The organism is Sphingobacterium sp. 1.A.5, assembly GCF_002734235.1.
In the GTDB taxonomy this organism is placed as follows: Bacteria; Bacteroidota; Bacteroidia; order Sphingobacteriales; family Sphingobacteriaceae; genus Sphingobacterium; species Sphingobacterium daejeonense.
On sequence record NZ_PEBA01000023.1, the window covers coordinates 132,039 to 144,970 of the forward strand.

Here is a 12,932-nt window from a genome sequence, read left to right on the forward strand (position 1 = left end):
AACGCCTGCGTTTTTTTGTTATATTTTATTTAATTTGTCCTTCTAATCACAAAATACAGGAATGTCTACTAATTTCACCATAATCGTTGCTGCAGGAACAGGATCCAGAATCGGAGGAAATCTCCCTAAACAATTTTTATTGCTGGATAGCAAACCTATCCTTATGCACACAATTGAGAAATTTGCCCATTCATCAAGTAAACCTCAAATAATTCTTGTACTCTCAGAATCCATGCTCCAATACTGGAAAGAGTTATGTACTGAATACAATTTTGAAATCCAACATTATATCGCTATTGGGGGCAACACAAGATTTCAGAGCGTAAGAAACGGCCTTGAGTTAATCAAAAAAGAAAATCTAAGCTTGAAGGATGTGAAAGTGGCAGTACATGATGGGGCAAGACCTTTGATTAGTACAGTTTTGATAGATGAGCTATTTAATACCTGTACAGTGGAAAAACCAGCAGTCATACCTGCGGTCCAAAGTACAAACTCAGTACGTATCGGCACACCTGAAAATAGTAATGCTGTAGACAGACAGTCCGTATGGTTGGTACAGACTCCACAATTGTTTATGGGGAATCTGTTGGTTGAGGCTTATATGCAAACAGAGGAAAGTTATTTCACAGATGACGCCTCAGTAGTAGAAAAGTTGAGCAACAACCTTTATCTCCTTCTTGGTGACCAACAGAATCTGAAGATTACCTATGAGGAAGATTTAGCCATTGCTCAACTGTTATTTAATAAATCTAAGCGTTCCCTCTGATTATTCTCAATAATACCACAATGATGGCGATTACCAATAAAATGTGGATAATACCTCCTGTTGCATAACCTCCAAAGAAGCTAATTGCCCAAATGATAACAAGAATAACTGCGATTAAATACAAAATATTTCCCATAGTAATAAAATTTGTGTTTTGTTTAAATAGTTTATTCAATAATTTGATTTCAATATGTTAAACACACTATGAGAACAAATTGTTTTGAACAGACAATTTTTTTTATCAAATTTCAATAACTAATTGATCGTGAGAGACAAAAATTCCCTCTGGCAGCATCTTTTCGATATCTATATGCTTGCCAAAGCGATGAGAAATATGTGTTAGAAAGGTCTTTTTGGGAGAAATTCTGTTGGAAACTTCAATCGCTTCCTCCAAAGTAAGATGTGAAATATGTGGTTCCCGCTGCAGCGCATTCAAAATCAAAACCTCAACACCCTCCAGCAATTTAAAGGACTCCTCAGATATAGTTTTGGCATCAGTGATGTACGCAAAATTATCTATTCGAAATCCGAGTACAGGCATCTTATAATGCATAACCTCAATCGGAAGGATGGATTTGCCATAAAGCTCAAAGGGTTCTCCCGCAAATATCTCCTCCAGCTCCAATTGTGGAACTCCAGGATATTTATAGTCAGAAAATGCATAATAGAATTCCTTCCTTAATGCATCATGTGTAGCTTTATTTGAATATATAGGTATAGATTGCTGCTGTTGATAATTGAATGCTCTTACATCATCCAATCCAGCTATATGATCTTTATGAGAGTGTGTCATCAAAACTGCATCCAGACGCTTCACATCCTGACGCAGCATTTGGTACCGAAAGTCTGGACCTGTGTCCACAACAATCGTACGATCGTTGTAATCTATCATTATAGAAGACCGTAAACGTTTATCACGTTTATCTTCTGAATGACAAACCGGACAAGGACAGGCTATAACCGGAACACCTTGTGAAGTTCCCGTACCTAAAAATGTAACTCTCAAATCGAAATCTTCGTTTTTTTAATGTTTTGATAAAATGGCTTCAGTTTCTCTTGAATCAAATCCTCGTCAACCTCCATGGTTTCCAAAATCTGAAGAAGTGATACGACTTTCATATCGACGGTGGAGAATTTGTTTACAACAACGACCTTCGAATCCTGTAATACACAAGCGCCAGTACGAAATGATCCTTTTTCATATCTCAGCTTGTATCCTAAATCGCCAAATAGCGCCTCTAATTTATCTAAACTTCCCTGTGTTAATGAAATCATATAATCTTATCTTCACAATTTAATAAAGCAGGTCGACTTTATCAATTCTTTATCCTCTTTTGTTCGTGATGAACTTATGTGCATATTGGCTCAAAAACCCTGATCCATAAGCTATTAATTGAGTAAACGCTGCAACAACCGACAAAAGCCCAACCTTTAAACTCTTTGTTGTCACCAAAGCATGTAAAAACAACAGGATAGTAAAGAATGCCAAAAATGTATTGCCTATCAGCCCTAATATATGTAAGAAATAAATTTCATCCATGGTCAATAGGTTAATGACATCGATCATCAATAAAAATATCAGACCTAATACAAAAATAGCCGGCAAAGCATGAACAGGCTTTAATTCCTTGGGATACAAGCAATAAATATCAATTCTGCCTTTCCCAAAATTATGGGTCTGTTTGTAAAATTGTCCGAAACTTGTTCTGCGTTTATGATATACAAAGGCATCTGGGATCAAGCCAACCTTAAATCCTGAATTGATCATACGGATACTGAACTCAATATCTTCAGATCTACGGGAAAGCTTAAAACCACCTGTTTTTTCCCAGACTTCCCTCGAGATTCCCAAATTGAAACTCCTAGGATGGAATTGACCAACATGCTTTTTGTTTCCTCGAATTCCTCCCGTCGTAAACGGACTGGTCATCGAATAGCTAATCGCTTTTTGAATAGCAGTAAAAGAGTCATGTGCAGCATCAGGACCTCCAAAGGCGTCATACCCATGTTCCTTTATGCCGTCGATTACTTTTAAGAAATAATCCTTGGGAACGATAATATCAGAATCAAAAACTATGAAATAATCACCTTTTGCTCTTTCAAAACCGTAATTCCTCGCGAAGCCTTGACCTTCATTTTCTTTGAAGTAATACTTTACATCAAGTTTATCTTTAAACTTATCTACAATATGTTCCGCTTTATTTTTGGATCCATCTTCTACGATAATTACCTCAAAATCTTTGTAGGTTTGGTCCAAAAGCGAAGTCAACATTTCCTTGATCTCGACTGGCCTGTTATAGAGCGGTACGATTACGGAAAAAAACATATTAAATTACCTGATCTACGTGATATTTGTTTCGGTCAGTACCGTTTCTAGAAACTAATTCTGCAACAAATCCTGTCAAAAACATTTGAGAACCGATGATTATGGCTACCAAAGCTAAAAAGAACAATGGTTGATCGGTCACATTTCTATATACGGTACCGTTGGCAATGCTCATCAATTTCTCGCATATTAACCAAATGGTAATGATAAATCCCAGTAAGAAGCTGATGACTCCCAATGGGCCAAAGAAGTGCATCGGTCTTTTGGCAAATTTGCCCACAAAGAAAATGGACATCAGATCCAAAAACCCTTTAACAAATCTTCCAGGACCAAATTTCGTTGTGCCATATTTACGGGGATAGTGCTGTACTACCTGCTCTTGGATATTGCTGAAACCTGCCCATTTAGCCAATACCGGAATATAACGGTGCATCTCGCCATACACTTCGATACTTTTTACAACATCTTTTTTGTATGCTTTCAGGCCACAATTAAAATCATGTAAATTGTCGATCCCTGACATGCTCCTGGTAACCGAATTGAACAGTTTGGTAGGAATGGTCTTTGTCAATGGATCATAACGTTTTTTCTTCCATCCTGAAACAAGGTCTGCCCCTTGGTTCTTGATACGGTCGTAGAGCTCAGGAATCTCGTCTGGGCTGTCTTGCAGGTCGGCATCCATTGTGATCACCACATCCCCTTCTGCCGCAGCAAAACCAACGTTCAACGCCGCTGACTTGCCGTAGTTCCGGCGAAAACGAATTCCAATGATATTCTCATCCCCCTCCTTCAAAGATTGAATAACTTGCCATGACTTATCCTTACTGCCATCGTCAACCAAAACGATCTCATAACTGAAATTGTGGGCATCCATGACGCGCTTGATCCAAGCGGTCAACTCTGGAAGTGACTCTTCCTCGTTATATAATGGTACTACTACTGAAATATCCATAATTAATAAAGAACAAAGGTATCATTTTTGGATGATACCTTTATCATTTAAACTTAAGCGTTTATTATGCGTTGTTATCTGGATTGTTGATGTTACGGTTCTGATCCTCAATTCCAGGGTTTGCGTTGTTGGCATTATCTTGCCAAGGATGCGCTTCTTCAGATCCAGCTTTTCTGAACATTGGCCTCTCTCTCTTGAAGATAGCGGCAAAAATCAATGCCAAAATAAAATATAGCAAAATTGATATCGCCATACCTTTTAATATCTGACCAATCGACAAAGAACCTAATGCTTCTTTTTGTTGGTCCAACATCTCCAAAGTAGTGTCTATCTGCTCATCAGGAATGTTGTTTGATTCCATCATTTCAATCGTGAGGTTCTGGGTATTTTCAATAGCCTCAAATTGTAGATTTGGATAAGCAACATTGAATAAATTAATACCGATTGTCCCAACCACAGTAGTGATGGCAAGCATAATGAAAATATTTTTCAATGCTGTCGAAAAGTCCCAATAACCGCCAACAGCTTTTCGCAATTGAAGCGTAAAAAAAACTGCAGCAGCTAAAAACAACACATAACTGATTAGAATATTGATGACCGATGAAAAAACAATCGATGTTGCTGTCTTGGAAAAATAAAGTGAAATAATGGAAAGAACCAAAGAGATTACCCCTAAGATGACGCCATAGATAATGGCCTTTTTCTTTACATTAACTTCAGGTGAATAAGTAGAATCCATGATTTATGAGTTATAATTTATGATTAGTTGCAACAATGCAATGTCCAAGGCCTTGTTAGAACCTGCCTCAGCATAAGATTCCAATTGCGCCTGGTTAGGGTTTTGTTCGTTGAAGAATGAAAACAAAGGATAGAACAAATCAACAAGTTCGTCATCTTCCGAAATAGTTGCAGAAACCTTCGCAATCTCAGAATACTCACTATCGACCAAAATTTGATTCGCGATTACTTTTTCATAAATCCGGTATTCATCCTGAAATTCATCTTCTTCAACCAATAAGAACTCTTTCAGAAAATCATCCAACGATGGTTCAACATCATCATCAGCACATTCCCTTAAGTATAGTAAGATATTCAAAAGCTCTGATCCACGATCCAAAGTTTCTTCCTCGATAGATTCCCATTCTTCAGAGTCCAGATAATCTTCCTCCAATTTCTGAACATCCTCAGCAAAGAAATTGATCATCAAGAGATCAAATGTATACTCGCGCAATTCTTCAAAGCGCTGATTATCATCAAATACAGCATCCATGGCTTCAACCTTCTCCATAAATGGCTTTTCAAGCTCAAAGGCCTCAGCCAATCCAGGAAAGATCGCCTGTCCATCAATTTGTTCTACAGAAGCGTAGTTGTTTACTGCGGCCTCTAATGCTTTTTTTACTTTGATATCCATATTTTATTAATTGATGTGCAATTTATTGTTGTTTATGACTGCTATCACTTGACCTGTCAATTCCTGACCAAATAAAGGACTGTTAGCAGATTTGGATTTATTGGTCTTATTATCAAATATCCATTTTTTAGATGGACTAAACAACACCAAATTAGCTTCTTCACCCTCAGCAATCACGGGAATGTCTAATCCTAGCACCTTTCTTGGGTTTATAGCTAATTTTTCCACGATCGTCTCAACAGTTAACCCTGCCTTAAGTAACAATGGAAGAACTGTCTGCGCTGCGATTATACCATTCTTGGCAATCTGAAACTCAACCTGCTTGAATTCAATCTCTTGCGGAGTATGTTGTGATACAACAGCATCTATCACACCATCCTTCAATCCCTTGATCAAGGCTTTCACATCTTTCTTGGTACGCAATGGAGGACTCACTTTATAATTCGAATCAAATCCTTTGACGTCCTCATCGGTAAATACCAAGTTATGAGCAGCCACGTCACAGGTTACCTTGATTCCTTTTGCTTTTGCTTTCTTGATCAGATCAACCCCTTCTTCTGTAGAAATCGTAGAAAAATGGATTGGAGATTCATTATATTCTGCAAGGAACAGATCCCTTGAGATCATGACAGACTCAGCTAGGTTTGGGATTCCTTTCATACCTAGGTATGTACTGACCTCCCCTTCATTCATCTTGCTATCTGCTGCTATGGAATCATCCTCTGGAAAAGCCATGATCAGACCACCGAATCCTTTTGCATAAAGCAAAGCACGGGACATCAGACCTGCTTGTTGAATGCTATGTGTACCGTCGCTATAAGCAACAGCACCTGTAATTTTCATATCATAAAGCTCCGCTAATTCATTCCCTTCCCTCTTCTTGCTCACTGTACCTATTGGAAGTACATCGACCAGATTCCCCTTTGCAGAATTGACGATCAATGCTACCTCAGAACGGCTGTGGATTGGAGGATTGGTATTCGGTTGAACTGCAACAGCAGTAAAACCTCCAGCTGCAGATGCTGCAGTACCTGTTTGAATATCTTCTTTTGTTTCATATCCCGGTTCTCCGAAATTGACGTTCATGTCGAAAAAACCTACGGATAAGAAAGCATCCTTACCATCGATTACCTGAATCTTCTTGTCATCAGACTTAATCTTCTTCCCTATCTGTTCGATCTTCCCGTTTTTAACAAGAAGGTCAACAGTAGACAAATGCAGTGGATGTCCTGCCGAAACCAAAGTCGCAGAATTAATTAATATTGTAGCCATGAATTGAATTGAAAATCAAAAAATTGTGCTGAATGCGCGTGTTTAAGTCGTAGAAACCAGCAATTGATCCAAAGGTCTTTTTCCAATGAGCATTTTCAAAAACCTTCTTCAAGTATAAATACCCCTTAATCGAAGATAATAACAGCTGTTTCATTAAAAAACAAAAGTACAAAATTCACGGGAATACAAGGATAAAAAACAGAAAAAGCTATTTTCCCCAGCGAAATGTATCCAAGTCAAAGCCCGCAATGTCCAATGCTCGGTCGATTACTGTCGACGCAAGCTCCTCAAAGGTCTGCGGACGGCTGTAAAAAGATGGTGAAGCAGGACAGATAATGCCTCCTGCCTGGGTAATCAAGGCCATATTTTGGATATGTATGCTGCTGAGCGGGGTCTCCCGGGTCAATAATATCAGCTTGCGGCGCTCCTTAAGGATGACATCGGCTGCACGTGTCGTAAGGTCAGAAGATATTCCATGAGCTATCCTTGCCATGGTACCCATCGAACATGGAACCACAAACATCGTGTCATACTTCGCAGAACCCGAAGCAAAGGGCGCCATAAAATCATTCTTCTGATAGGTAGGAAAATCATATTGTTCATAGCTCTTGTTATCTAGCTCAAATTGCCAAACATCCTTCGCGTTATCAGACATCACCAAGCCGACCGACTCAATCTGATCCGACAATCCAACCAATTTATCCAACAATACTTTTGCATAAATGGAACCCGACGCACCGGTTATTGCTACGACAACTTTTTTCTTCCTCATGTTACAAAACTATGAAACCTTATCGAATACAGACCGCCAAAAAACCATTTTATAAAAAAAGGGTCGAATTAGATTAATTCGACCCTACATCTACCTATGAAAAACATGCCCTTGGGGAGGGCATTACAAAAGTAAAAAAATCATCAGAAAAGTTATAAAACTACTACTCTCAATTATGATTTTGTAGACAAGTAGCTACAAAAATTAAATGATGTTCGTTCCCGAACAAAAAAAATTGTATAGATTACATTTATTAACATAAAAAATTTTATAGGAAACAGCAGATTTTTTGGGCAGAGGTAACCTTATTTTAACTTTTTTTTATTTATTTCGTAACGCAAAATTAGGATTATGAGTTTGACAGTACTAGAAGAATATATTGAGACCGGAAACCACCAAGATTTAGATTTATTGCTTAGCCAAAACCCCGACCTTGTAAAGGAAAATACAAGCCATGATATTTCTCCTTTGCTGTTGGCCTGCTATTACCACAAAAACCAAATCATCCAGGTTATCCTAAAATATATCAAGAGCATCACCATCCATGAAGCCTGTGCCGCCGGACTGACAGAACAGGTGCAGTTTATGGTCGATCAAAAACCTGATGTAATCAACGAACTCTCCTCCCATGGCTTCTACCCGCTTGGAATTGCAGCACATTTCGGCAAGGAAGATATCGTCCGCATCCTGTTAAGGAACCGCGCAAATCCGAACTCCTCATCCCAAAATGGCTACCAGGTATTCCCTATTCATTCTGCATTCAGCAATGGACAGGACAATATCGCGAAAATGCTCATCGAAGCCGGTGCCGAAGTAAATGTATTGCAATCCTCAAGGATAAGTCCCCTGCACCTCGCTGCACAACAAGGGAATGTCGACCTCATTATTATCCTCTTGGAACACGGAGCCAACATAGCCATCAAAAATGATTTCGGACAGACAGCCTCAGATCTGGCTGCTGAAAAAGGATACAACGAAATCGCTGAAATTCTGAAAGCTTAATCTCTTTTTATAATAGCCAAGGCTATTCCACATTCTAGGCACAGCTTAGGATCGCAATAGGTTGAACGCATGTGCAAAACTGCTTGGGTCTCCAAGGCATTACATAGCGTCAGCCCATACCTCTTGTAGCGCCTGCTCACGGAATTGTTTTCTGCCTTCAGGCTCTCTAACCATGAAATCGCACGGTCCATATAATTCTGGTCGCCTACATATTTCCCATAAGCAAATAGAAGCGGAATAAAACTATTGATCGCCAATAAATGAAATGATTGCTCAGTAATCGCCGTAGAATGCGAACTCGTCTCTTTTTCAAAATGAAAATGTGTTTCCCAAAATTCTGGAACCTCTAGCTCCCGAAGACATGCTTTCAGCTCATCTAGGCTCAATGCCCCCACAACCAAGGAAAACCAAGATGAAAACTTACAATACATAGCCGCCAATTGGGCAAGTTTCAGCGTAGGGAAATTGAATGGTCGCATTCGCATGAACTTCCATTGAAATCCCGAAATCTCATTCAAGGAATGTATTCTTTGCAGATAGCTGTAGCGGTCGACAAGCTTCAACAAATAAGGATCCTCTCCCCGGTATGTTTTTAAGAAACCCGCCTGACCAAAGAAAATCGCCTGTACCGTCTCTGAATTGCCCTTCATCTTCTGAATCAGCTTCAAGGACAATATTTCGCTCAAATCCATAAAGACCTGCCTATTCACCTTCATCCCAAATGCTCCCGCCATCAAGCTCAAGCAGACTCTTTCCCAGTCTCCCCGGTATAATTTCAACAAGCCTAGGATCGTCTCATACCTCGCCTCCAATCGTTCAATACCCATCCTATTCAGCACATGGATCTTTTGATATTCAGCAACATTATTCAATCCATAACTACATGGTAACCAATGATTATTCTGCAATAAGCGATCTATTTTGTTCAACACCGATTTTTCCACCAAGTCCTTCATCCCCAAACTCATCAGCAACGCCCCATCCTCTAAATAACAATCCTTATCCCCCTCCCAAACAACATGCAATATCACTGCATTATAAGACTTGTTCTTATCATGCCCATGCAACTCCCAGTCGCTGGACTGAACATGAATTTCAATATGTCCATACCAATCCTGTCCATTGATCCGCAGATGGGCAAACAGAAAATCCGGACCTGCATCGGTATTGTAATTCCCGGGATGAACAACCTCCACACGTTCCCCATTTCTACAGACCAACCCAAACTGACGAAACAACCGGAATCGCCAGATAAAATGTAAAACATGCTCAGGAATTTGCATGTTTAAAGATAGTTATTTTCTTTATAGGAAAAAATAGATTTGAGATGTGAGATGTGAGATGTGAGATAGTGGAAAGGGAATAGGTTTAGACATTAGACATAAGACACAAGACATTAGACTATGTTCTGGTTGGTGCATGCACCAAACTAGACGCCCTGGTTAGTGACTTCACCAAACTAGAAGCCCTGGTTGGTGTCCCCACCAACCAGCAATCAGGCTCCTGGTTTGAACACACTCAACCGCCGGGACGTTCGGTCCCTGAGCGGAGCCGAAGTGCCCGAACTATTATCGACCCATCATCAACCCTGTAGGGGTGCAACTATTATAGAAAAGGCCATTGGCATATTTTCAGTGGCAGGTGAAGACACCTGCCACGGCGGGAAAACCCCACCGGGGTTAAATGCCGAAGGCATGAAATATCTCTTAAATGCCATCGGCATGAAATATCTATAGAAATGAAAATCCGCTCAAACACCAACGCCGTAGGTGTGGCATGTTTGTTACCTCTTAATTTACAACCTACCGTCTAATGATCATCAATCTGTCATTGCCTACCATTGTTCCTTCGACCAGCTCACCTTCGATTTCTGGTGCTTTGATCCCTTCACCCCAAGAATCAGCTCCAATGAAAATCCTCGCCTCATCCCAAAGACCGGCAGCAATAAAAAGATCCAACGTTTTCTTGCCTCCCTCAACGATAATCGACTGAATATCCATCAGATACAATTGATATAGAATCTGCTGAGGTAAATAAAGGTCAAAGTTCTCGAGCTCAATATATTTCCGGTTGCCTTTCCAATCTGTTTTCTTGGCATTGAAAATAATCGTTTCGGCATCATCATTGAAAATAGCCAAGTTTTCAGGCAGTTCGAGGTTCTTGTCTATCAAGATTCTCTTGGGGTTTCTGCCTATCCATTCGCGCACGGTAAGGCTAGGATTGTCCAGTAGGGCGGTTCTCTTGCCTACCAATATGGCATCTTCCTCGGAACGCCATTTATGCACCAGCTGCTTGCTGGCATTATTACTGATCCATCGTTGCCCATCAAGGGGCGCAAAGTAGCCATCCGATGTTTCGGCCCATTTCAGAATTACATAAGGCCGGAATTCTTTTAACTTAGTAAAAAACCTACGGTTCAACCACTTAGCATCCTCTTCCAAAACTCCTACTTCAGTTTCAATTCCTGCATCTTGCAACTTCTGCAATCCCATACCATTGACCTTGGCAAAGGGGTCCAAGCAAGCGATCACAGCTTTTTTAAAGCCCATATCGACGATCATATCCGCACAGGGAGGTGTTTTCCCAAAATGTGCACAAGGTTCCAGGCTCACATAGACCGTGCTCTGTTCAAAGAGCTCTCTGGCTCTCTCCTCACCATACTTATCGATCACTGACCGTACGGCATTGACTTCAGCATGCGGACCGCCATAAGGCGATGTATATCCTTCACCGATTATCTCGTCATCACGGACGATCACCGCTCCAACCATCGGGTTAGGACTGGTCTTGCCTGCGCCCAACACAGCCAATTCCAAACATCGCTTCATATATCCTTCATGCATGCTACAAAGATAGTTCTTACACCCAAGACAACAGAAATAAGAAAAAAGAATTTTCAATGTTTGAGCTAATTGTTTTTTACTTTTACCCCATGAAGACCCTTGGCACCCTAAGACAGCAGTATCTTTCAGAATTAGCAACAATTTATGACCAGGATGAAATCCTGAGCTTGTTCAATATTGTAACTGAACATCTTCTGGGATATTCAAGGACGCAGGTCAGCATGAATCTACAGACGGACATCAATGATAACACAACAGCAGATTTCGAGAAATTCCTACAACAGCTGAAATCCGGGAGGCCTGTTCAGCACATCATCGGGAAAGCACCGTTCTATGGCCTTGAATTTATTGTTTCTGAGGACACGTTGATTCCAAGACCAGAAACTGAAGAATTGGTCGATCTTATCATCAAGGAAAACAATGCATCTCCGGAGCTTCAGATAATCGATATCGGCACAGGAACCGGCTGTATTGCCATCAGCCTAAAGAAGAACCTCAACCAAGCAGAGGTTTCGGCCGTAGATATCTCCCCTGAAGCAATTGCTATCGCTCGACAAAACTCAAACAACAACGAAAGTCCAGTAAATTTCCGTTGCCTCGATATCCTGGAATGGAACCTGGTTTTTGCCGACACTGAATTATTTGACATTATCGTCAGCAACCCTCCCTACATCACACAACAGGAAAAGAATGATATGCACCGCAACGTACTGCAATTCGAGCCACACACGGCCTTATTTGTAGAAGATTCGGCTCCACTCTTATTTTATGATCACATTGCCTCATTCGCCCTGAAACACCTCAAAAAAAAAGGAACACTTTATTTCGAAATCAATCAGTACCTCGCAAAAGAAACCCAAGAACTCCTGTTCAAGAAAGGTTTTTCAGAGGTTAAGGTGCTAAATGATATCAATGGAGTACCGAGGATGATCAAGGCAAGCAAATTTAATGGTCACTAGCTAGGCCTCGGCTCCGCCACCATGCTGCTTTGACTTTCGTGCTGCTCCTCTAATCCTTCCCATCCTCTCTATAACATGTGCTAACCTTAACTCTACCACTGCTATGGACCAGCTTCGGCTAATGCTTGCGCAGTGACCTTTGCGCTGGGTTGACTTAAGCTCCGATAGCCACCGAGCGCATTGCCCCTTGCGATCGGTTGACTGTGCTTTGAAACCAGTTTGCAAACTCAATGAACGCCATGGTTGGTGTCTCCACCAACCATGCAATGGCGCCTCTCAAATTCTAATGTCTTATGTCTTATGTCTACTGTCTTTTATATGCCCTCCCTCCACTCTCCTTCCTGCCTCCTTCCACTCTCGTTCGTCTCTTGTTCGGACTTCCTTCGGACCTCGTTCGGAGCTGCTTCGGAATACATCCGAACAAGGTCCGAACAAGGTCCGAACGAAAGAAGACTGAGAGTGGAACGAGAGTGGAACAAGAGTGGAACAAGACTAGTCTAGGACCAGCAAAAATTAATCAGCACAGGGTTTTCTGAATCAAAGAATTTTAGGATTAGGTCGGAGAAATTGATTATCGGATCTATAAAGCAAGGTAATAGCACCATTTTTTAATCAAAATGCCCTTCCTA

General features: G+C 40.7%; 14 protein-coding genes. 3 read left to right on the forward strand and 11 right to left on the reverse strand.

What is annotated here, in order from left to right; genetic code table 11:
- The first annotated feature begins 61 nt into the window (after positions 1–61).
- Entirely contained in the window at positions 62–766 is a 705-nt protein-coding gene (locus tag CRT24_RS11035) for a 2-C-methyl-D-erythritol 4-phosphate cytidylyltransferase (protein ID WP_099371293.1), read from the forward strand.
- On the opposite strand, the gene CRT24_RS20670 is transcribed toward CRT24_RS11035, so the two are convergent.
- The 9 genes from CRT24_RS20670 to CRT24_RS11075 all read right to left on the reverse strand — a co-directional run bounded on the left by CRT24_RS20670 (position 750) and on the right by CRT24_RS11075 (position 7,499).
- Positions 750–902: a lmo0937 family membrane protein gene (locus CRT24_RS20670; RefSeq protein WP_138090834.1), complete on the reverse strand. Its 153-nt coding sequence runs from the start codon at positions 900–902 to the stop codon at positions 750–752. The two genes, CRT24_RS11035 and CRT24_RS20670, sit on opposite strands and share 17 nt — an antisense overlap.
- A gap of 105 nt (positions 903–1,007) precedes the next feature.
- Positions 1,008–1,772 (reverse strand): MBL fold metallo-hydrolase, encoded by a 765-nt coding sequence (locus CRT24_RS11040; RefSeq protein WP_099371294.1) that lies wholly within the window; start codon positions 1,770–1,772, stop codon positions 1,008–1,010.
- Positions 1,769–2,041: a hypothetical protein gene (locus tag CRT24_RS11045; RefSeq protein WP_099371295.1), complete on the reverse strand. Its 273-nt coding sequence runs from the start codon at positions 2,039–2,041 to the stop codon at positions 1,769–1,771. Before CRT24_RS11045 ends, CRT24_RS11040 begins: the two co-directional genes overlap by 4 nt.
- A gap of 49 nt (positions 2,042–2,090) precedes the next feature.
- The gene (locus CRT24_RS11050) at positions 2,091–3,092 is read right to left on the reverse strand and encodes a glycosyltransferase (RefSeq protein ID WP_099371296.1); all 1,002 of its coding nucleotides are present in this window, start codon (positions 3,090–3,092) and stop codon (positions 2,091–2,093) included.
- 1 nt (position 3,093) lies between these two features.
- A complete protein-coding gene (locus tag CRT24_RS11055; protein ID WP_099371297.1) occupies positions 3,094–4,044 on the reverse strand; it encodes a glycosyltransferase family 2 protein in 951 nt (316 codons plus the stop codon).
- A gap of 64 nt (positions 4,045–4,108) precedes the next feature.
- Entirely contained in the window at positions 4,109–4,783 is a 675-nt protein-coding gene (locus CRT24_RS11060; protein ID WP_099371298.1) for a DUF4199 domain-containing protein, read from the reverse strand.
- 3 nt (positions 4,784–4,786) lie between these two features.
- Entirely contained in the window at positions 4,787–5,455 is a 669-nt protein-coding gene (locus CRT24_RS11065) for a hypothetical protein (protein ID WP_099371299.1), read from the reverse strand.
- A 6-nt stretch (positions 5,456–5,461) separates the two neighbouring features.
- A complete protein-coding gene (locus tag CRT24_RS11070) occupies positions 5,462–6,727 on the reverse strand; it encodes a dihydroorotase family protein (protein WP_099371300.1) in 1,266 nt (421 codons plus the stop codon).
- A gap of 208 nt (positions 6,728–6,935) precedes the next feature.
- Positions 6,936–7,499: a UbiX family flavin prenyltransferase gene (locus CRT24_RS11075; RefSeq protein ID WP_099371301.1), complete on the reverse strand. Its 564-nt coding sequence runs from the start codon at positions 7,497–7,499 to the stop codon at positions 6,936–6,938.
- 351 nt (positions 7,500–7,850) lie between these two features.
- Between CRT24_RS11075 and CRT24_RS11080 the strand changes: the two genes are divergently transcribed.
- Positions 7,851–8,501 (forward strand): ankyrin repeat domain-containing protein, encoded by a 651-nt coding sequence (locus CRT24_RS11080; protein WP_099371302.1) that lies wholly within the window; start codon positions 7,851–7,853, stop codon positions 8,499–8,501.
- On the opposite strand, the gene CRT24_RS11085 is transcribed toward CRT24_RS11080, so the two are convergent.
- Positions 8,498–9,784, reverse strand: a complete 1,287-nt coding sequence (locus CRT24_RS11085) for a DUF2851 family protein (protein ID WP_099371303.1) — start codon at positions 9,782–9,784, stop codon at positions 8,498–8,500. The genes CRT24_RS11080 and CRT24_RS11085 overlap by 4 nt on opposite strands.
- Before the next feature lie 519 nt (positions 9,785–10,303).
- Positions 10,304–11,344, reverse strand: coding sequence for a bifunctional diaminohydroxyphosphoribosylaminopyrimidine deaminase/5-amino-6-(5-phosphoribosylamino)uracil reductase RibD (ribD, locus tag CRT24_RS11090; protein ID WP_257214023.1), 1,041 nt, complete (start codon positions 11,342–11,344; stop codon positions 10,304–10,306).
- 56 nt (positions 11,345–11,400) lie between these two features.
- Here ribD and prmC point away from each other — a divergent pair, with 56 nt between their 5' ends.
- Positions 11,401–12,303, forward strand: a complete 903-nt coding sequence (gene prmC / locus CRT24_RS11095; RefSeq protein WP_257214024.1) for a peptide chain release factor N(5)-glutamine methyltransferase — start codon at positions 11,401–11,403, stop codon at positions 12,301–12,303.
- Positions 12,304–12,932 lie beyond the last annotated feature (629 nt).

Coding starts and splice junctions, on each gene's coding strand:
- ribD (WP_257214023.1), bottom strand. CDS start 11,344: ATGCATGAAGGATATATGAAGCGATGTTTGGAATTGGCTGTGTTGGGC.
- CRT24_RS11060 (WP_099371298.1), bottom strand. CDS start 4,783: ATGGATTCTACTTATTCACCTGAAGTTAATGTAAAGAAAAAGGCCATT.
- CRT24_RS11065 (WP_099371299.1), bottom strand. CDS start 5,455: ATGGATATCAAAGTAAAAAAAGCATTAGAGGCCGCAGTAAACAACTAC.
- CRT24_RS11075 (WP_099371301.1), bottom strand. CDS start 7,499: ATGAGGAAGAAAAAAGTTGTCGTAGCAATAACCGGTGCGTCGGGTTCC.
- CRT24_RS20670 (WP_138090834.1), bottom strand. CDS start 902: ATGGGAAATATTTTGTATTTAATCGCAGTTATTCTTGTTATCATTTGG.
- prmC (WP_257214024.1), top strand. CDS start 11,401: ATGTTTGAGCTAATTGTTTTTTACTTTTACCCCATGAAGACCCTTGGC.
- CRT24_RS11045 (WP_099371295.1), bottom strand. CDS start 2,041: ATGATTTCATTAACACAGGGAAGTTTAGATAAATTAGAGGCGCTATTT.
- CRT24_RS11050 (WP_099371296.1), bottom strand. CDS start 3,092: ATGTTTTTTTCCGTAATCGTACCGCTCTATAACAGGCCAGTCGAGATC.
- CRT24_RS11080 (WP_099371302.1), top strand. CDS start 7,851: ATGAGTTTGACAGTACTAGAAGAATATATTGAGACCGGAAACCACCAA.
- CRT24_RS11070 (WP_099371300.1), bottom strand. CDS start 6,727: ATGGCTACAATATTAATTAATTCTGCGACTTTGGTTTCGGCAGGACAT.
- CRT24_RS11085 (WP_099371303.1), bottom strand. CDS start 9,784: ATGCAAATTCCTGAGCATGTTTTACATTTTATCTGGCGATTCCGGTTG.
- CRT24_RS11055 (WP_099371297.1), bottom strand. CDS start 4,044: ATGGATATTTCAGTAGTAGTACCATTATATAACGAGGAAGAGTCACTT.
- CRT24_RS11035 (WP_099371293.1), top strand. CDS start 62: ATGTCTACTAATTTCACCATAATCGTTGCTGCAGGAACAGGATCCAGA.